This is a genomic window from Chryseobacterium aquifrigidense, from assembly GCF_006716485.1.
Taxonomy (GTDB): Bacteria; Bacteroidota; Bacteroidia; order Flavobacteriales; family Weeksellaceae; genus Chryseobacterium; species Chryseobacterium vietnamense.
The window spans coordinates 839,073-859,444 of sequence record NZ_VFPD01000001.1 but is presented as its reverse complement, the minus strand read 5'-3'; the positions used below and the strand labels follow the sequence as shown (position 1 = coordinate 859,444).

The following is a 20,372-nucleotide window of genomic DNA, read 5'->3' as shown; positions in this document are numbered from 1 at the left end:
ACAACTGAAATAAAAAATAATGCTACCATCAAATGGTGGTTATATAAATTTAAATAAAAAATCTCAAAAAACAGATGATTATTACTCTCCCTGCTTACCAGTTATTATTTTACGATGCTCTATTCCCCAATCTGCTAGATTATTTATAATGGTTTTCAAGGATAGACCATATTTTGTAAGTTCATATTGAACTGTAACTGGCTGAGTATCCAAAACAGTCCGTGTAACAAGTTTGTTGATTTCTAATTCCTTCAATTCTTTGCTTAGCATTCTATTAGAAATCCCTTTTACATCATTTAAGATATCAGAAAATCTTCTTTTGTTATAATAGCAAATAGAAGATAAAATAGATATTTTCCATTTACCATTCAGTACATCCATCGCGTCGTGTACTGCCATAATTTCTCTTTTGTGCTCTGCTACTGCGTTTGTTCCAATCATGATGTTATCTGGTTACTCAAATGTTACTGTTACTTTACGTTACAAAGTTACTGAAATTAATTACTTCCTCGTAAATTTGCAGCATAAATAAATTTTTTTACTATGAATTTTGAAAATAAAAATGTTGTAATAACCGGGGGAACTACCGGAATAGGATTAGCAACAGCAAAAGCTTTTATTAATGCAGGAGCACAAGTATGGATTACAGGTCGAAGTGCAAGCAATTTAGAAAAAGCTGCTACAGAGATTAATAATCCTAATTTGAAAACAGTGATTTCGGACACGTCAAAAATCAGCGAGATTGCAATCTTGGAAAAAACAATTGCTGAAACAGGAAATAAACTGGATGTGCTATTTTTAAATGCCGGGATTGGAAAATTTGAGCCGATAGCAGAAGTTACCGAAGAGAATTTTGATGCACAGTTTAATACTAATGTCAAGGGAAATTTCTTTACCCTACAAAAACTAATTCCTCATTTAGCTGACGGAGCATCAGTTATTTTCACATCCTCTACAGTAGCTACGGCTGCAAACGCTGGCGCAATTGTATATTCAGCTACAAAAGGTGCAATCAATAAAATTGCACACGTTGCTGCAAACGAATTAGCAAGCAGAAAGATACGTGTTAATATTGTGAGTCCTGGTTCAACGGAAACGCCTGGATTGAATAGTGTTATCACTCCGGAAATCAAAGACTATTTTGCAAGTGTTACAGCATTGCAGCGATTGGGCCGCCCGGAAGAGATTGCGCAAACCGTGATGTTTCTGGCATCTGACTCTGCGAGCTTCATCACTGGTACGGAGATTGTTGCCGATGGTGGTTACCTCAATTACCTTTTAAAATAATCTTCAGATTTTAAAGCATTAAACGGGAGAAGCGGCAAATGCCACTTCTCCCGTTTTTTATCTGTCGATCTTAGAGAAAATAACAGTACAAAAATTTATTGGACGTATCAATCAATCAACCTGTCAATACGTTTTTATTAATGAACTATTGGAAATATACCGCCATCTACGTAATAGTTAGATCCTGTAACATAGCTAGCAGCGTCAGAAACTAAAAAAGAAACTACATTGGCGACTTCGTCAGTTGTAGCCATCCTACCACACGGAATACCTCCGGCCGCGTTAATAAAGTCTTGTGTTGCCTGATCCAACGACATATTATTTTCCTTCGCTCTACTTTCGATAAAGGCTTCCGTCATCTCCGTACTGATTATTCCTGGAGAAACCAAATTGACACGTACGCCACTTGGGCCCAGTTCATTTGCTAAGCTTTTGCTGTAAGTATTTAATGCCGATTTTACAGTAGCATAGGTCAAATTAAAACTGTAAAAAGGTTTATAAGCAGAAACTGTAGTGATGTGAATTACAACACCGCTTCTCTGTTCGACCATACTTGGAATAAATGCACGGTCTATACGAACAGATGAAAGTACATTAAAATTAAATTCGTTCATCCATTGTTCATCTGTTGGAGTTTGATAACCGCCGCCGGGCCCAGTCAATCCACCGGCGTTATTGATGAGGATATCAACTTTACCATATTTACCTAAAATCTTTTCTGCTAAAACTTTTACAGAATCAGGGTTCGTAATATCGCTTGCTATAAACTCTTGTGGAATTGCCGTTGCTGGTGCATTTCTAGCCGTGACGATAACAGTGGCACCTTGCTCTGAAAGTTGATTGGCAATAGATTTCCCTATTCCTTTGGTTCCGCCAGTGACGAGAGCAACCTTTCCTAATAATGTTTGATTTGACATAATTAATAATATTTTAAAATGTTTGTTTCAGATTAAATGAAAAAAATTTACTTGATAATGGTGGAAAATTCGTTGATTGGCAAACGTACTTTTTTGAGTTCAATGTTCCAGTCGTTTTCTAGGTCTCTATATCCTAATGCTAATATGAGAACACTCTGCAAACCTTTTTCTTTCAGACCCAATACTTTGTTTGCAATTTCGGGATCGAAACCTTCCATCGGTGTTGTATCAATCTGTAGTTCAGCTGCCGCAATCAATGCAGTTCCCAGACCTATATATGCTTGTTTGGCCGCCCATATCGCACTTTCTTCTTCAGTCTTATTCAAATGATAGAACTCTAGCGCTGATTTATAATCTTCTAATTCAGACATTGGCATATTTCTTACTTTGGAATTTAACTCCATGAATTCTGTAATATATTCCTTTGTCATTTTCTTATAAGATGCAAAAACTAATAAGTGAGAAGCTTCTTCTATTTGCGCATTGAAAGAGTCTGCTCTTAAGCGTTTTTGCACTTCTTTGTTTTCAACTACAATTACTCTATAGGGTTGAAGTCCGCCCGAGGATGCGGAAAGATTGATTGCCTCAACAATTTTTTCGACGTTTTCTTGATCTACCTTTTGGTTGCTGAACTTCTTTACAGTGTACCGCCAGCTTAAATGTTCTAATGATTTCATATTCAAAAATTTAACAAATGTTTATTTTAAAATGATTGTTTCAGATTTAATGAAAAAAAAAATTTAGAGTAAGGTTTTTATTAAGAAACTACTCATATTTCTGATAAGATCTTTATTTTTATAAAGTACATACATCTCGTACCAGCCAGTAAAACTATTTACAACGTAATGAGCAGTAGCATCTATATCCATATCAGCATCCACTTCACCAACGATACAAGCTTGTTCCAAGAGCATTTTAACTTGTTCAAAAGAAAAGTTTAAATCTTTCTTTAGAATAGAATGTACCGCAGTATCCTGTTCCGCCAGCTCGAAAGAAGCTTTTATCGCCATACAGGCAGCAGGAGTCTGATCAATGCTTTCGGCCACTACGTTAATTAAATATTTTAATCGTTCCAATGGTGACGAGTCTCCTTGTACTAACTCCAGAAACCTTTGTTGACGTTGAGCGGTATATTGCTCCAAACATTTAATAAATAAAGTATGTTTATCTCCAATGGTGTTATATAAACTGCTACTGTTAATTTTCATAGCATCAGTCAAGTCACGCATCGAGGTAGCTGTGTAACCATTCTTCCAGAATACTTCCATAGCTTTATCAATTGCCTGCTCTTCGTTGAACTCTACATTTCTTGCCATAACTATGCAAAGATAATATTTATTTTGAAATGATTGTTTTAAAAAACTTTTTTTCACACGTTTTTGTTAATCAATTCCCTGATTCTGTTATTTCTATTTCCTGTGGTTGCCGCAATTTTGTTCTTATAAATATAAGTACAATGAATATCGTATTAACAGGTTCTTTAGGGAATATAGGAAAACCACTTACAAAATTATTAGTAGCAAGAGGGCATCAGGTGACACTCATCAGCAGTAAAACTGAAAGAAAAGTTGAAATAGAAAAATTGGGCGCATTGCCTGCTATTGGAACAATTCAGGACGTTCAGTTTTTAACGGAAACTTTTCAGGGTGCCGACGCAATTTATTTGATGGAAGCTTGGGAAGGAATTGGAAGTATCTTCGATAAGGATATTGACTTCTTAAAAGAGTTTAAAAAAATAGCCGCAAATTATGTGCAAGCTATTCAAGATTCCGGAGTAAAAAATATTATCCACCTAAGCAGTGTTGGTGCTCATTCGGAGCAAGGTACAGGAAGCCTTCTCGTGCATCACAATGTAGAAAATATTTTGCGGACATTACCAGAAAGTTTTTCCATAAAATTTCTTCGTCCCGTAGGTTTCTTTAGCAATATCTACAGATGGATGCCAATTATAAAATCTCAGGGAGCTATTATCCAAAGTTATGGCGGCAGCATAAAAGAACCTTGGGTGTCTCCTCAAGATATAGCAACAACCATTGCAGATGAAATGGAAAAACCTTTTGTCGGTAGAACGGTACAGTATGTCGCAAGTGATGAAGTTTCGCCGGACGAAATTGCAGATGCTTTGGGAAAAGCGATCGGAAATACAGATTTACAGTGGAGAATAATCCCAGCTGAAGAATTGCGTAATCAGATGCTTTCTGCAGGTGTCAATGAATGGATTGTAAAAGGTATGATAGCAATGCAGCAAGCACAGGCTGATGGAAGTCTGTATCAAGATTTCTACTTGAACAAACCTAAGTTAGGCATAATAAAACTTAATGATTTTGCGAAAGAATTCGCAGAAGTATACAACCAATAAATAATTTTAAAATGAAAAAAGCATTGATAACAGGAGCTAATAAGGGAGTTGGGTTTGAAACTGCCCGACAACTTCTGGAAAATGGATATTATGTTTTCATAGGAAGCAGAAATCTAGATAATGGAGAATCAGCAGTACAGCAACTCAATAAAGCTGGTTACACTAATGTGGAAGCTATTCAGCTGGATGTAACAGACCAGCTATCCGTTACGCAAGCCAGAAAAGAAATTGGAAGCAGAACAGATACACTGGATGTACTTATCAATAACGCAGGAATAAATGGTGGATTGCCCCAAGCAGCCCTGGAAGCGCCAGCCGAAAATTTCCATAAAGTAATGGATACCAATTTATATGGTGTTATCCGGGTAACGCAAGCCTTTACTGATTTGCTAGACAAATCTGATGAGCCGAGGATTGTCAACGTATCATCAAGTGGTTGCTCACTTACACTGCAATGCGACCCGACCTGGAAATATTACCAGCACAAAGGGGCTGTATACACTGCTTCCAAAGCAGCAATGAATATGTACACCATCAATCTTGCATATGAACTTCGCGACACTGCTTTTAAGGTCAATGCAGTCTGCCCCGGATTTGTGGCTACAGATTTTAATCATCACCGTGGTACGGGTACTGTACAGGAAGCAGGAGTAAGAATTTCCAAATATGCAATGATTGACAAAGACGGTCCTTCGGGAAAGTTTATCAGTGAAGAACACAATCCCCAAACAGGTGAAACGCCTTGGTAATAATTCATTATTTTTATAAGAATTTCTGGTGTAATTTAGCTCAACGCTAGCCTGAAATATAAAATTGGCTATTATGAAAGATACAAAGAACAAATTCCATAAGTTCAGTTCGCTGTCCGAGTTTCATCATAAATTTGGTTTGACAAAACCTGAACATCCTTTAATCAGTTTAATTTCCATAGAAGAAATGTCGATGCCTGAGGATATTCTGCCCGACTTTATGGTAATGGAATTTTATAAGATAGCGTATAAAGATACTATTGGGAGCGCAAAATATGGACAGAGTCATTATGATTTCGGTGAAGGCGGGATGGTTTTTACAGCTCCCGGACAGCTATTTGAAAAACCTAAAAACAATAAAAGCAAAGGTTATATTTTGCTGATACATCCTGACTTTTTATTGTCCTATCCTTTGGCCAAAAAAGTAAAGCTATATAATTATTTTACATATGCTACAGACGAAGCATTGCATCTTTCCGAAAAAGAGAAGGTAACAATATTCTCTGTATTTAATATCATTAAAGAGGAGCTGGATAGCAGGATTGATAATTTCAGTCACGATGTGCTAATTTCACAAATTGGCCTTTTACTTACTTATTGCGAACGATTTTATAAAAGACAATTTATTACGGAAAAAGCTTTGAATAATGGTCTCATTCAACAGTTTGAAGATATATTAAATCACTATTTTAATGATGAACAGGCTATTCAGAAAGGCTTACCCTCTGTTCAGTATATTGCAGAGCAACTGAATGTATCAGCCAACTATTTAAGTGATATGCTCCGTTCGTTGACGGGATTGAATACCCAACAACACATCCACAATAAACTCATTGAGCTTGCAAAAGAGATATTGTCGACAACAGATTTATCAGTCGCTGAAATTGCATATCAGTTGGGTTTTGAATATCCGCAGTCATTCAGCAGACTATTTAAAACCAAAACTTCTATGACTCCGGCCAAATTCAGACAATCATTTAATTGACAGATTCAGAAAGAAAATTAAAAGGCGATTCAGGTGTAAAATTAAATCCTAAATCGCCTTTTAATAACTAAGCTGACTTTCTATTTTACGACTGTCGCTTCAAATTCCACTTTTAATGTTTCAAAAAGTGTTTTGACTTCCATCACAGTTGTGGCCTGCTGCATTTGATGTTTGGAAATCCAATTTTGAAGAACATCAAAATTTTTAAATAGCTCACTATGCTCCGTTGTATAGACATTGAGACGGACAATATTTTGCATTTCAAAATCTGCCTGAAGAATAACTTTTTCTAGATTTCCCAATGCTTTTTCAATTTGGATCCTCATATCGGCTTCACTTGAAACTCCGTCGTCGTCAATTGCTGTTTGACCAGACACGTACAGCGTACTCTGCACATTTTTCACTTCTACAGCCTGAACATAATTCCTCGCATCCTGCCATTCCCAAGGATTGATTACTCTCTTTTCCATATTATTTTTTTGTTTAACAAGAGAGCAAAGTTCGTTAATGAAAGACTGGATTTTCTGTGATGTTTGTCACAATTATTTGGATTCCGAGAAAAAACGGCTTAATGTTTCCCTTGAAACTCCAAGATAAAGTGCCAAAGTAGTTTTTGGGATTCTCTGCAATAATAGTGGGTAGTATTTGAGAAAATGCTCATACTTCTGCCGAGCGTTCAAAGCTATTAAAGATACTATTCTTCTTTGATTGGAGATATGACCGTTTACTGCCTTATGAAGAAAAAAATTGCTCATAATAGGAATTTCTTTAAGTATATGACGATAATGATTGTAAGATAATTTCAAGACCTCAGTTTTCTCGATACATTGCATAATTTGTGTTGCTTTTGTCTGCGTGTAAAAGGCCTGATAATCGCTTTCCCACCAATCTTCCATTGCGAAAGAAATGATATGCTCATTAGCATTACTATCCAAAACGGAAAGCTTTACTAAGCCAGATACAATAAAATACAAGTGCTTTACCTTATCATTTTCACTGATGATAAAATCTTTTTTTCTAAAAGTTTCTTTGACGAAAAAAGACATCACTTTTTCCAAATCGTTTTCGGAAATTTCTACAGTTTTCTTTATATGATGGGCTAATATATCCAATTTCTTATTTCATAAAATTATGATTTTGTTCAGAAGTTACCTTTAATTTCTATCTTGTTTCTTATATAACATCATTAAAACATTGCAAATTACTTAATAATTTCTTTCTTATGTTCAGTTCCCTAGCCCAAAAGACTTCGCATTGCCTAAATTAGTTTTTTACAGTGGGCTTTGAGTTCGTAAAAAACAATAACTGGATGCGCTTTAATAATATCTATTGGAATTAATTTTATTAATTTCCAGTTTTTAAGCCTTTACTCGGCATTTTGTAGGAGATTCCACTTACATCATTCAATAAATTGGTGAATCGTCTTGTCTCATTAAAGCAGAGGGATGCTAAAACGGGAATTTTTCACTTTCCGCTCAACGCACACATTACATTTGATATGACTCTTACGTGTGCGTCACACTTGCTGGTTAGAATTTTATCATCTTCCATAAGTTACCTTGTTACCCAAATGTTACAGTTACTTTTTGATACTTTGTTACAAATTTAAACAAATCAATTGTAAATTTGCAAAGAAGATAATATGATTCTAGAAAGAAGATATTATAATATTAAATTTTAACCCTTTAATAAAATGGAACAATTTACATTAGCCATCAAATTTACTGCAAAACCTGACAATTACGAACAATTTAAAAAAGCCCTTGCCGACCTTTTTGAAACGGTGAGCGAACAGGAAAATTTCGTTCAAGCCACTATTCATCAGAATATTCAAAAAGCCGAAGAATTTTTTGTTTATGAAGTGTGGAATGAAGACATTGAGCACTTTATGAATGTTACCCTCAAGCAACCTTACGTTCTTGAATGGGAACAGTTGTTATTGGATTTGGAAATACAACGTGAACCATCGGTCTACCAGTCTTTTGCAAAATTTAAAAAATAAAAAAAGCGTCTCAAAAAATATCTTTGAGACGCTTTTCATATCAGATTATTGTTGAAATAAATTTTCTGATTTTCAAATAATATGATAAAGAAATTAAATGCCTTCGATAAATTTTTTCACGATGCTTCTTGCCCCACTCATACATTGAGGGAAACTTTTCAAAATTTGGCTTTGAACCATAATATGTTTCCAAATAGAATCACGTCAATTCATCTGCGAAAAAGTTTCAGATATATTCTGATGGACCCAATATTGATTATAAAAGTGGAGATCTTTTTTTAGAACTTAAGCCAGCATTTTCAAAAATATTTTCAAAAAAAAGTAACCGAAAAAATAATAAGAAAAATGAACTTCATTGAAGGAATGTTTCAGTTGAACAAGCGACTATTTTGGCTAAGAATGGTGTTCAGATAAATGAGAAGGAAGCTGAAGTTATATTAGAAGCTATATTTAGTAGCAAAGAATTATAATAAGTCAAAAGAGAAAAAAAGCTTTAACCTTAAGGAGATTTCGAACTCTTAATGATTGTAGATTATAAGCCTCCTTTGACGCTTTCAGATTCTTTACTTCAAACAGACTAAGCAATTTACTTTTAAAATATCGAACACAAAGTGTCACATTATAAAGATTTGATTAACAAGCATTTATGTGTGAAAAAAGGAGACAATTTTTTATTAGTTGTCTCCTTAAGTGACTCAGCGGTACATTTTTCGAAAAATTTTGTTGAAGATTTGAATAAACTGGCTCAACTATCATCACTCAATTATTAAAATAATATTATAAAACTCAAGTTAAAAGATTTTTACTGATTGACATATTACTTACATATATAATTGTTAGTAGTATGTTAATTTGGCATAATGCAAATTGTTATAATTACTTAAAAAATAAATTATCTTTAAATTTATCAATTATTAAAATAATAGCATGCCACCAAAATTACATAATGATGAAATTGAGCGTCAAGCAAACAATTTATTAAATGACACCTTGTCTGAACTGTTTAGAAATAAAAATTATAAATTGGTAGATAATGAATCTGGTAAAAGAGAAATTGGAACAGATTTTTACTATCAAGTTGTTGATAGAGAAACATTAATTGATGAAATATCTTTTGTTAATCAAAACAAAGGAAAAAATGCTATTGTAAGGCCAAATAAAGACACGGATTTTATTTCTTATCCTTTAAAAAGTCTAAGACATCCTTTTTCATGGTATTATAAAGTATCCGAACCATTTGTATTTACCCTTTGTGATATTGTATCAAATAAGGTTTATTACTATTTTATTCAAAATGACGATACTGTTCCGAATAGGATTAACGAGCAAAAAAATAAAAATGTAAAAAATTTCCAAGTATATATCCCGAAAGATAATATTCTGAATGAAGAAAATTTTGACAAGTTTCTTGAACAAATAAGAACTGCAAGGATTAAACAAGTAGAAAAATTACACGGAAATTTATTTGAGTCTCATAAATCAGACTATTCTGTTTTTAGAAAAGAAACTGAAGGATTGCATATCATAGATAAATTATATTACATAATTGAAAAATTTGAATGCATAAAAGTCATTCCGAAAAATATATTGAGTGAGATATTGTATTATACTTTTGGGGAAAGCACTTATGTTGGTGATATGAGTATATCTACCGACAATGAGGATTTGTATAACCTTATTAAAAGTATTCATGTTGATAGGAGAAAAAAATCTTATGGAATTTCAAATAATCTTATACTTGTTGAAAATCAAAAGGAAAAATTAAAATCAATAATTAGTTTCTTTATTGCTAACGCAATTAAGCATATATTTTTTCGAGGACGGAGATTAGAAGAAGGAAACAGATTTTGTATTCATAACCTTTTTATTTCCGGAACTTGCAATTGTGAAAGATGCACATTTGAAAGATTAGATATTAAAAAAACAGAATTTCTCTTAAAACAGAACAAGCCTAATTATTCAGGATATGAAAAACTAAGAAAGGGTTATGCATCATTCTTGTTTGGAGATGTGGAAAAGTCAATTGATATACTTTTGGATATTTACAATAATGAAGATAAAAATAAAAATCCTATCACCTATCTAACTGCAAAATTAAATCTATTGGAACTGAAACAATTGTGTGAAAATAGTTTTCATTTTGATGATGAAATAAAAAAGAAGTTTGTACATATCGAAGATAAGTCAGAAGAAAAATTTATTCTTGACAACGCTCAACACTTCTTGGACATATACAAAACATTAAGAGACTTTCGATTTGTTTACAGAAATATTGTTTACATAGATAATTTGCTGTTTGAGCTACAAAAAACGAGATTAAATGATAAACAAGGCGGTTGGACTTCTGATAACCAACTTTTTGATTTGGAAAGCAATTTTGTTAGAGTTCATAATTTTTTTGAATTTAATTTTATTATACTGAACCAGTATCAAGAATATGAACAATTGTGTAGAAAAATATTAGAAGGATTTTTGATTATTTACACATTAAAAAATCCTGATTATGAGCAGTACAAGTTTGATTTTAGGACTATTGAAATGTGGCTTTTTTATGTCAAAAATAAAGATGCTGTTTTTCTATTTAATAAGTATAGTATCAAAATAATTACAATACATAACACAGATTTAGTTTTTCAACAATTTAATATATACATTGATAACCTAACAAAATCTAATAAAAGTATAGAAAAAAATAAAGATAATTATAGAATTGTTCAGCGACTAAGCAATACTATTCAAAACTTTTGTTTAATTCTTTCCAAAATTGATATTGATAATGTTAACCTAAATGCCTTATTCTCAAAAGTTTTAAATTTCATCCGGATTAATAAAACTGAAAGGCTTTCACTTGTAGCGGATTTGATGAAAATTGTAACAGAAAAAGAATATTCAATATCTAAAGACAATCTGTTAGAGTTTATTAAGTTAGGCATTGATAGCAATTTAAGAATACACAACTCTTCGTTAATTGCAAAGTACTACTTTGAAAAAGCAACCTCAGGAGAAATAATTGATGTAATTAAGAATATTAATGGTATTTCAAATATTGAGGATATTGATTTTTCTAAGAAGGATAATTATTTTAAATATTGGTATGGGTTAAGTTTCTTAGACCATGAGTTACAGGCAGTAATAAAACAAAAAGTTATCAAAGAATTAGAAGAAAATTTTAATCCTGAATTGTTTAATACAGCTGTTATTCTTGATACAATTAAGCCTCAATTAAATGACAATCTTTTAAATAAATTCATAGAGGGAATTCCGGATCTATCAAAAAATGAAGATAGAGGTCCATTTGGTTCTCCTGATAATTTTACACTTGATCAAGTGATTAATATTTTTTTTAAGCTAGGATTTCCAGTGGAAAAATTGGAAAAATATATTGAATATAATATTTCTTCTAAAAAGGAATATTACAATTGGCTTTTGCATTTAGATACATTTGATTATTCTAAATTTAATCCTTATTGGTTAATAGGAAACAATCTTAAATATTACGTTAAAGAATTTAAAAAGTCCAAACCGCTACTTAACTATCTAAAAAAATATCTAAGAAAAAATTATGATAGTGAAATTGCAAAATTTTACTTTGAGAATTTGATTTAATAAAATATTTTAGAAATTAAACAAATAGCTATAGAGTAACTTTTATGAAACATTAAAAGATTTATTCGCAAAAATTATATTTCTTTAAAATTATACAACCATAATTTTCTATCATCTGATATCTTAATATCAAATTCATCAACAACGGGTTGTAATATTTTTTGAATTGGATTCTGAGTGGAAATATTAAATGACTCTATTTGGTTCAGTATCTTTTCCAAATCGGTTCTACTACCAACAAAAGATGTTTTTAATAAATCTATTGCAATTAATTTAACAAAAGGGACTAATATAAATTTTATTAAACTATTAGTTTGTTTATAAGTTTTTGTTAAGTATGGAAATGCATTAATCAACTGGATTATTGCATTTTCTTCATTTCTCGAATAAAAGATATGACCTAAAAGACAAATAATTTGGAAGTTTTTCTTATCCTCGTCGCCGTACTGATTAGCTTTTTGGATCAATTCATTTTTAGAAATTTTCTTTTCAATTATTGAAGTTACTACACTTAATAAATCATTCCATAAATGTTTGTCTGATGCATCTTTTATATAATTAGAAATTAATTTTTGGAAAGCGTAAAAACTTTCTTCTTTGTTATTTCTATTTTCAAGATAGTTCGTTAAGACGATTATGAATAATGGGATTATAGTTATTAGAACGGTATTTTCTTCTGCAATGTTCCATTTTTCGCTTGGCTTTTCATGAAGTAAATCTTTGAGATCTATACGTTCTAATTCACTTATTTTTTCTGCCGGAGTACCACTTAAATGTGATGTTAAAGCAGAAAATAAAAGGGATGCTTCTAAAGATTCTTCAAGCTTAAAGTTAATAGTAGAATATTGTCCACAAATAGCAGAAATCATTAAAAAGGTTTGCTCATCACCAGAATTTCTTGCAATATCAAATGCTTTTAATGACCAAGAATAGGCTTTATAAATATCATTCACCCCATCTGCAAATACAGACATATTTGCTGTAATAATAGCATCCTTGGTAGGTAAATATAAATCTGATAAATCCTTTGTATTGAACATATAAATACCGAGATATGGTTTTATATAATCTCCTCCGTCACTAACATAAGTTGGTACTTTATCCTTTGACACTTCAGCTGAAATGTATCCTAAAGTATGTCCAGTCCAAGAAAAAATTCTTATCCATTCTTTATTAAAGGATTTTTCTTTAATTTCTAAAAGCCTATTTACAACATCTTCAAATATTACAAAACTATTTTCAAACTCTCCATTTAACCAATAGGCAATTCCAAGTTCTCCTAATATTTGAATATAATTTAATTCATCATATTCAGGAATTACCTTAGATATCGGCAAGGTTAATCACCTGCCTCCAATAGTCTTTAGCAGCATTGATCTGATTATTTTCTGCTGTTTCCAATATCTGCTGGATCTGAAGAAGTTCAGTTAAACCTATTAATCCGCTTTTATATCTGGCGAAATACATTTCGTACGCTGACTCAGCTTTTTTAACGGCTTCAGCCTGTTTACCAAGCTCATCAAATTGTGCAGAAATAGTTTTCTCCAGAGCACTGGTTTCAACCAGGATAGCCGTTTTAGATTGTTCTTCCAGATAAGCGAACCGTTGAGATTCTTTTCTGAAAGCTTCAGCTTTCTTATTATTGGTGTATATACTGGTCAAATTCCAAGTAACGCCTAAGCCTACCAAAAAGTTATTGGCGGGATTTGAAAATCCGTCGATCCAATTGCCTGAGGAATATCCTTGATTATTGATCCCCGATCCCCGATAGGCATAGCCTGCCAAAGCTTTAATGGATGGCAGTGAAGACCTTCTTTGACTCTCTGCCTTCTTCTCAAAATATTCAGCTTCAAGTTTAAGTGTTTCGATAAAGGGATGAGATATATTTCCACCCAGTTTCATTTCAGATAAAAGAAAAGGATCAAGGAAATGAGTCGCTGCTAATTGTGCTCCATCTATCTTCTTTGGATAAAACTCTTTTAGTTTTTCTACTGCAGATAGCATCAGCCCACCAGTATTATCCCGCACCGCAGCAGCCTGAAGGTATGAAGAATACGTTAAAACACTGTCCGCTTCCGGTCTTAAACCTGAACGGGAAAGTGCACTGTTGAGTCTATGAATTTTCTGTATTCTGATTGTATTCTTATCTGCCCAATGAAGTTTTGAAACGGCAAATACAGCATCCAGGTATTTTTCGAAAACAGTTTTTTTAAGACGAAGCAAGTAGGCACTTTGATTGGTCTTCGCCTTTGAAGTTAATAAAGAAGCTGCTTTTTCATCAGTTTTTTGTCTGCCGAAATTATAAATCTCATATTCTGTGACCATCGAAGCAAAAGTGTTTGCTGATAATGCGGAACCATCAGAACCTACTCTGCTTCCGCTTACAGTAAAAAATCCCTGTTGCGGAAAGGAAGCTCCATTACTTCCTTCGAATGTACCGTAAGTATTCTGAAATTGGGCTTTGATCTGTGGTAAAGCATTACTTTTAACAACCGCTTCATTAATTTCAGAAGACTCAACCGCAGATTGGGAAGCAAGAATTCCCGAATAATTTTTCTCCGTTTCTGACCAGATATCGCGGAGCAATGATACCTGCTGTCCATATAAATTGAGGCAGCTCAGCATTAGCCATCCGTAGAGAATGACTAAAAATGTTTTTCTTATCATTTTATAGAGTATTGACTACCAAAGACATTGGTAGTATTAATATTTCTTTTGTAAAATCAGTAGGTCACGTAACTCAATACGTGTACTGCTGAATCAAATGATAAGTTTTCGGTATTGCAGGAAAATAGGTAGTCTTCCCCGTATTTTAGAAGTATTGTAAAAAGGATGTTCTGAGACTTTTACTAATAAAAAAGCACCACAAAGAACAATAAAAGTAAAGGCTATCAGCTCCTGTACATCGGATAAAGAAAAATCTTTTATGCTATGGTCTTTAACTAAAACCTCTTTCTCTTTGCAAAATTTACATTTTAAAGATGAAGAAAGTGAATAGAATTTACCTTTGGAAGCTGAATTTATATGAGAGTGAGTCGGTGTATCGAAATTTAAAAATTGTTTGATACTGTTCTTAATCGCACAGGAAGAAATTATAATACAGAATGCAAAAAACACTGCAAGCAGGTTTTTCGTGAATTTATCTGTATTCAAATTCTTAAGACTCATCGAACAAAAGTATAATTTTTAAATAACAATATCAAAGATGTTAACAGAATTTATAAATCTATGCCCAAAGAAAGTCTTTTCTGGATTAAAAAGTTACTATACAAGGTTAATATCTTAAATAGTACTATATATAAAAGCTACCGGAACTATTTTCTACTAGCTTTTATATATAGTATTGTAAGTTGCATGAATTACAACAAACAGGTCGTCAGCATATTATTCTGCACTGTAAAAGAACTCATATCTTCTCGCAATGGATTGGTCAATGCTGTTTCCCACATGACACAATTCTTTAGCAGCATTTTCTATAATATTTTTCTGCTCATCATTATAACTATTTTTGAAGAATAGTTTGATGCTGATCGCAGCAATTTTATTTCCTGCTCCCATTTCGTATTCAATTTCACTTCTTGATTCGTCCGTAGAAAAATTCTTTTTTTGCGCTTCATAATCAATGGTTCCTAAAAGACAACTGCCATATGCACTTGCCAATAAATCTACCGGGGTAAAAACACCGGCATTAACCGTAATCGGAATTTCATTATTCAGTGGAGTACTTGTTGTTGATTTATACTTTCCTTCGTAATTTGTTGATACTATTTTTGACATTTTATTTTTTTTATATATTAAAATCTTCCTCAACTACCTCAGTATCGTAGTTGTAATTTTTTGTGTATTCATAATAATTTTAGTCATAGGAGTATGTTGTGTTTTTTCAAGTAAATACTGCTCGTCTTCATCACTGATAGTGTTTTCGAAAGTTATACTGCGCTCAAACACAAGCATATTTTCTTCATCGAATCTCACCTTAATTTTAACTTCTATCTTACCTATAGAAATTTCTTTCTTATTGGCATGAAAGCGTAAAAACGAGGAAGTACAGCTTGCAAGACTTGCATTTAAAAGATCTAATGGACTGGGAGCAAGATTAGTTCCATTATTGGCAATTGGTTCATCAGCTTCTATTGTAAATTGTCTGACAGTAGATTCAGAAAAAAAATTGCTGGAATTTATTGTTCTTATCAGACTTAAATGTGGTATCATGTGCGCTTTTTAAAAGGTTATTTTTATGACTCAACAGTAATTTTCCCGGACAAAACATTAACCATGCAATACTCTTAATTATATTGCATCATCATTCATTACAACTTTTACATGATCTATGATGGTTCTGTAATTGGGAGATATTTTCTGAACGTGTTCAATAATTTCTTTATAGTCTGAGTCTGCCCCGCTTCCCTTTACATTAAAGTTAAACTGGAGTTCTCCAAATCCTACAGGCACTGTTTCATCCAATTCCAGCATACCTCTTAAATTTAATGCTCCGGTAATTGTAAGCTCTACGCTATCAAGATTGATTCCTCTATCTGAAGCTAAAATCACAAAACCCACCATCATACATCCAGCCATACCTCCAAGCAGATAATCTTGTGGCGTTGGATATTCATTGGAACCCAGCAACTCTTGAGGCTCATCTATCATGAAATTAAAATTTTTCACAATCTTTTTTGAACCGACTTTTTGATTGTGGGTTCTGATTTCAGTTTTTGTTCCTCCTTTCCAAACTGCAGTGATACCATAGGAAGATATTGCCTCTTCCGGAATTTCAGTAATAACAGCTGTGTATTTTTGCAAAGCCTGAATGTCTACATTATTAATCATAATTCTAATTTTTGATAATACTTGTTTTAATTTTTGTTTGAATTTTAACTTTTTAGTGGTACAAAATTCTCATTTTGAAGATTTTCAAACAATGGATAAAAAAGAAAACAAATGGTAGTTTTAGGTGGTTGTTACGAAATCACTTTAACAACCTTTGCAATACTGACTTTACTATTCTATCAATATTTATGATCAATAGGAACGCTTGTAATCCCTACACTTTACTGAAAGAACTCATTGATAACTGTAAGTAATTGTACATTTTTTCTAAAACAGGAGTTTCGACATGAAATTGACGAGCCTTTGAAGCCATATATCCTGTTAGGTATTCAAGCTCATTAGCAGTTTTTTTATTCTTAAGATCATGATGTAATGAAGTAGAGGCTGCAGGATCCATAGCTTCGAATTTCTTAAGTGTTAACAGGTGGATATCTTCAGTAAACTCAATTTGAAGTGCTTCCGACACTTTTACAGCTTCGTGGATTAGTCTTATCAATAAATCCCTCTTTTCAGTATCATTTAGAATTTCACCAATATTCTCATCAAAGTAACTGGTAGCTGTAGCCATTACAGCAACCATAATATATTTCTCCCATATTATTTCTTTTATATTTTGTGAATTTTTTGCGTTGATTCCTGCATCTCTCAAAATAGACTCTAAGTGAATCAGTCGTTTATCACCAGGATTATCGGATCCAAAATATATTCTGTTGTCATAGGCTAAAGCGACAATTTTTCCAGGCTCTACAATCCGGGATATAACGTATGCACAGCCATAGGTTACCAAATTATGAGGATAAATCTGTTGAATAATTTCTGTGCTCACTACGCCATTTTGCAAAGGAATAATTACTGTAGTTTCATCAATACAGTTATTGATACTTTTCATTGTAGCGGAGAGTTCAGATGATTTTGTACAAACAATAATATAATCGACTTTTCCGATCTCTGAACTGTTTTCCGTAATCAGTGAAGGTTTACAAATAATACGGGAAGATCCATCTAAAAGTTCAAGACCGTTGTTCTTCATCTTTTCTTTGTGTAATCCTCTCGCCATAAAAATCACTTCAACTTCATCATGATCAGCATAGTGATCAGCCAGATGTCCTCCAAAATATCCACCTACACCCCCTATTCCAATTATCAACACTCGAACTGTATCCATTATATTATTATTTTTAAGATTGTAATTTGATTAATATTCAGCAATTTCAAACTTCATTATTCTGAATTTTTATGGTAAATTTAAGATTACGTTTTTTACGCAAATCTGTTTATATTTAAGCTTATTTTTGATCACAAAAAATTTAGAAAGTTATCATGTCAAGAAAAGGTATCAATGCTATCAAGGAGTATCACCTGAATGCCCATCAACCTACTAAACCTCAGTTTGCTATGTATGACCTGCAAAATTACCTGCAAAAACACGGCGAAAATGCAAGTAAAGCACATATTCACAGCTATTACCAAATTATTTGGTTTAAAAAAGGTAATGGAAGGCATTTTGTTGATTTTAAGCAATATGATGTTATTGACAATTCAATTTTCTTTATTGCACGGGATCAGGTGCATTATTTTGATGAAGGCACGGATTATGAAGGTATTCTACTCCATTTCAATGAATCATTTATAATACAGAAAGACAGTGAAGTAGAATTTTTCCTGAAATGCAGTTTATTTAATAATCCCTATCAAATACCGTCTTGTTGTATTGGAGATCACATCGTAGTTACATTAGATTTATATTTAAATCTGATGCAACAAGAACTTGCAAATAATGAAGAAAATACTGACCATTTCGGACGTGAAGAATTACTGAGATTATATCTCAAATCTTTCCTGATACAGGTGCAGCGAAGAAAAAATGAATTTGAGCTCAATAATTCTGACTTCCCTTTCCATACCGATGAAAAAAGAATGCAGCTGATGCGTTTCATCAATTTAATCGACGAAAATTACAAAAAAGGGCTCCCTGTTTCTGAATATGCCTCGATAATGAATTTTTCATCTAGAACTCTTTCTGATTTAACCAACAATTTCCTGAATAAAACGCCATCTCAGATGATACAGGAGAGAATGATCCTTGAAGCCCAACGCATGCTTTTACATTCTGATCTCAACATCAGTCAGATTGCCGATCATTTAGGATTTGAGGACCCTTCTTATTTCGTAAAATATTTTAAAAAACATGTGCAACAATCTCCTTCTGATTTTAAGAAATCCATTCTTTAACTCTCTAATTGTACAATATAATTAATAAACAATCTCACTCAATAGATATACCCATTTCCTATTTCTACCAATCTTTTTCCAATCCGCCCATTTTTTAGCTTACCCTATTGTAGCAACTTTGCATTGTAAATAATGACAGTCTAAAATGTATAGATTCTCATCAGTATATATTAATTAAATACATATAAAAAAATGAAACAAGCATTAATCGTAGGAGGTTCTACAGGCATGGGTAAAGCAACTGCAGAACGTTTATTAGAACAAGGTGTAGAGGTTGCAATTATTGCCAGAGGTGGTGAGAATCTTGATGAAGTAGCAAAAGAGTTAAGTGTAAAAGGAAGTGTAAAAGTTTATCCTGTTGACCTTTCTAAGTTGGAGGAAGTTAGAAAATTCACAACAATTCTTGCAACTGAACTACCGAATTTAGAATATTTGGTGAATGCCGCAGGTTATTTCAAACCTAAATCATTCCTTGAGCACACAGAGGAGGATTACGAAATTTATCATGATTTTAACAAAGCGTTTTTCTTTATTACGCAAGCTGCCGCTCAAGTTATGAAAGAAAATGGTGGTGGTTCTATTGTGAATATTGGATCAATGTGGGCTAAACAAGCTATCAAGGCTACCCCTTCATCCGCTTATTCAATGGCAAAAGCGGGTCTGCACAGTCTGACTCAGCATTTGGCAATGGAATTGGCAGATTCTAAAATTCGTGTAAATGCTGTGTCTCCTGCCGTAGTAGTAACTCCAATTTATGGATCATTTATTGAAAAAGATAAAATTACAGAATCACTACAAGGATTTAATGACTTCCACCCTATCGGTCGTGTGGGTACAGCAGAAGATATTGCAAAAACAATTACGTTCTTACTTTCCGATGATTCAAGCTGGGTAACAGGAGCTATCTGGGATATTGATGGTGGTGTAATGGCGGGCAGAAATTAATATTCGGTAAAATATTTCACACAAAGCTGTTGATCTGATTTTGATCAACAGCTTTTTTATCTGTATGTTCTTACTATCCATGAAGGTGGAGATTTTATCCTAACGATTAAAACTATCTCTGATTAACTGATGCACATCTGAAAGCTTATAGTACAGTTTCCCACTAATTGTATAATAAGGAAGCTTTTTCATAGACCGATATCGCTGTAAGGATCTTGAACTAATTTTAAGCAATTGAAGTACATCCTGATTGTCGAGTAGTTGCTCTCCATCAATAGCTGTCAATTCGTTGTGTTTGGCATTCAATTTTTCGTGAAGAATATCAAATCTATTCATGATTTTCTCCATCCATCTGACAAATTCGGCTCTTTCAAGATTCATTTTTATACTATTTAATAAGGTTACAGAAACTAGCTTTCCCAGAAGTAAACATTCCTCCGGTTCTAGATATTACCTTACA

21 protein-coding genes are annotated in these 20,372 nt (G+C 32.9%); 8 read left to right on the top strand and 13 right to left on the bottom strand.

Annotated elements, in window-relative coordinates:
- Positions 1 to 81: 81 nt before the first annotated feature.
- The gene (locus tag FB551_RS03800) at positions 82 to 441 is read right to left on the bottom strand and encodes a winged helix-turn-helix transcriptional regulator (RefSeq protein WP_142015223.1); all 360 of its coding nucleotides are present in this window, start codon (positions 439 to 441) and stop codon (positions 82 to 84) included.
- Between the two features lie 102 nt (positions 442 to 543).
- On the opposite strand from FB551_RS03800, the gene FB551_RS03795 reads away from it, so the two are divergent.
- The gene (locus FB551_RS03795; RefSeq protein ID WP_142015221.1) at positions 544 to 1,287 is read left to right on the top strand and encodes an SDR family oxidoreductase; all 744 of its coding nucleotides are present in this window, start codon (positions 544 to 546) and stop codon (positions 1,285 to 1,287) included.
- 137 nt (positions 1,288 to 1,424) lie between these two features.
- Here FB551_RS03795 and FB551_RS03790 read toward each other — a convergent pair whose 3' ends face one another.
- The 3 genes from FB551_RS03790 to FB551_RS03780 form a co-directional block, all read right to left on the bottom strand.
- Positions 1,425 to 2,204: an SDR family oxidoreductase gene (locus FB551_RS03790; protein ID WP_142015218.1), complete on the bottom strand. Its 780-nt coding sequence runs from the start codon at positions 2,202 to 2,204 to the stop codon at positions 1,425 to 1,427.
- 47 nt (positions 2,205 to 2,251) lie between these two features.
- The gene (locus FB551_RS03785) at positions 2,252 to 2,881 is read right to left on the bottom strand and encodes an NAD(P)H-dependent oxidoreductase (protein WP_142015216.1); all 630 of its coding nucleotides are present in this window, start codon (positions 2,879 to 2,881) and stop codon (positions 2,252 to 2,254) included.
- A 63-nt stretch (positions 2,882 to 2,944) separates the two neighbouring features.
- Complete coding sequence (locus tag FB551_RS03780) at positions 2,945 to 3,577, bottom strand: TetR/AcrR family transcriptional regulator (protein WP_142015213.1); 633 nt, start codon at positions 3,575 to 3,577, stop codon at positions 2,945 to 2,947.
- An 83-nt stretch (positions 3,578 to 3,660) separates the two neighbouring features.
- Between FB551_RS03780 and FB551_RS03775 the strand changes: the two genes are divergently transcribed.
- The 3 genes from FB551_RS03775 (at position 3,661) to FB551_RS03765 (ending at position 6,297) form a co-directional block, all read left to right on the top strand.
- Entirely contained in the window at positions 3,661 to 4,563 is a 903-nt protein-coding gene (locus FB551_RS03775; RefSeq protein WP_142015210.1) for an NmrA family NAD(P)-binding protein, read from the top strand.
- Between the two features lie 11 nt (positions 4,564 to 4,574).
- Complete coding sequence (locus tag FB551_RS03770; RefSeq protein ID WP_142015208.1) at positions 4,575 to 5,312, top strand: SDR family oxidoreductase; 738 nt, start codon at positions 4,575 to 4,577, stop codon at positions 5,310 to 5,312.
- 73 nt (positions 5,313 to 5,385) lie between these two features.
- Positions 5,386 to 6,297, top strand: a complete 912-nt coding sequence (locus FB551_RS03765) for a helix-turn-helix domain-containing protein (RefSeq protein WP_142015205.1) — start codon at positions 5,386 to 5,388, stop codon at positions 6,295 to 6,297.
- An 80-nt stretch (positions 6,298 to 6,377) separates the two neighbouring features.
- Here FB551_RS03765 and FB551_RS03760 read toward each other — a convergent pair whose 3' ends face one another.
- Positions 6,378 to 6,767: a RidA family protein gene (locus tag FB551_RS03760; RefSeq protein WP_142015202.1), complete on the bottom strand. Its 390-nt coding sequence runs from the start codon at positions 6,765 to 6,767 to the stop codon at positions 6,378 to 6,380.
- 72 nt (positions 6,768 to 6,839) lie between these two features.
- The gene (locus FB551_RS03755) at positions 6,840 to 7,409 is read right to left on the bottom strand and encodes a Crp/Fnr family transcriptional regulator (RefSeq protein WP_226798612.1); all 570 of its coding nucleotides are present in this window, start codon (positions 7,407 to 7,409) and stop codon (positions 6,840 to 6,842) included.
- A gap of 581 nt (positions 7,410 to 7,990) precedes the next feature.
- Here FB551_RS03755 and FB551_RS03750 point away from each other — a divergent pair.
- Positions 7,991 to 8,299, top strand: a complete 309-nt coding sequence (locus FB551_RS03750) for a putative quinol monooxygenase (protein WP_142015200.1) — start codon at positions 7,991 to 7,993, stop codon at positions 8,297 to 8,299.
- Positions 8,300 to 9,226: 927 nt separating this feature from the next.
- Entirely contained in the window at positions 9,227 to 11,905 is a 2,679-nt protein-coding gene (locus FB551_RS03740; RefSeq protein WP_142015197.1) for a DUF4365 domain-containing protein, read from the top strand.
- 74 nt (positions 11,906 to 11,979) lie between these two features.
- Here the strand turns inward: FB551_RS03740 and FB551_RS03735 are convergent, their stop codons facing one another.
- The 6 genes from FB551_RS03735 to FB551_RS03710 form a co-directional block, all read right to left on the bottom strand.
- Entirely contained in the window at positions 11,980 to 13,242 is a 1,263-nt protein-coding gene (locus FB551_RS03735) for a hypothetical protein (RefSeq protein WP_142015194.1), read from the bottom strand.
- Entirely contained in the window at positions 13,229 to 14,572 is a 1,344-nt protein-coding gene (locus tag FB551_RS03730; protein WP_142015192.1) for a TolC family protein, read from the bottom strand. Before FB551_RS03730 ends, FB551_RS03735 begins: the two co-directional genes overlap by 14 nt.
- A gap of 717 nt (positions 14,573 to 15,289) precedes the next feature.
- A complete protein-coding gene (locus FB551_RS03725; RefSeq protein WP_142015189.1) occupies positions 15,290 to 15,682 on the bottom strand; it encodes an OsmC family protein in 393 nt (130 codons plus the stop codon).
- A 33-nt stretch (positions 15,683 to 15,715) separates the two neighbouring features.
- Positions 15,716 to 16,117: an OsmC family protein gene (locus FB551_RS03720; RefSeq protein WP_142015187.1), complete on the bottom strand. Its 402-nt coding sequence runs from the start codon at positions 16,115 to 16,117 to the stop codon at positions 15,716 to 15,718.
- A 78-nt stretch (positions 16,118 to 16,195) separates the two neighbouring features.
- Positions 16,196 to 16,735: an OsmC family protein gene (locus FB551_RS03715; RefSeq protein ID WP_142015185.1), complete on the bottom strand. Its 540-nt coding sequence runs from the start codon at positions 16,733 to 16,735 to the stop codon at positions 16,196 to 16,198.
- 214 nt (positions 16,736 to 16,949) lie between these two features.
- Positions 16,950 to 17,900, bottom strand: a complete 951-nt coding sequence (locus FB551_RS03710) for a ketopantoate reductase family protein (RefSeq protein WP_142015182.1) — start codon at positions 17,898 to 17,900, stop codon at positions 16,950 to 16,952.
- Between the two features lie 155 nt (positions 17,901 to 18,055).
- Between FB551_RS03710 and FB551_RS03705 the strand changes: the two genes are divergently transcribed.
- Entirely contained in the window at positions 18,056 to 18,967 is a 912-nt protein-coding gene (locus FB551_RS03705; RefSeq protein WP_142015178.1) for a helix-turn-helix domain-containing protein, read from the top strand.
- Between the two features lie 192 nt (positions 18,968 to 19,159).
- A complete protein-coding gene (locus FB551_RS03700; RefSeq protein ID WP_142015175.1) occupies positions 19,160 to 19,912 on the top strand; it encodes an SDR family NAD(P)-dependent oxidoreductase in 753 nt (250 codons plus the stop codon).
- 99 nt (positions 19,913 to 20,011) lie between these two features.
- Here FB551_RS03700 and FB551_RS23465 read toward each other — a convergent pair whose 3' ends face one another.
- Positions 20,012 to 20,248 carry a helix-turn-helix domain-containing protein gene (locus tag FB551_RS23465; RefSeq protein WP_449384930.1) on the bottom strand — a complete coding sequence of 79 codons (237 nt, stop codon included), beginning with the start codon at positions 20,246 to 20,248 and terminating at the stop codon, positions 20,012 to 20,014.
- Positions 20,249 to 20,372: the final 124 nt, after the last annotated feature.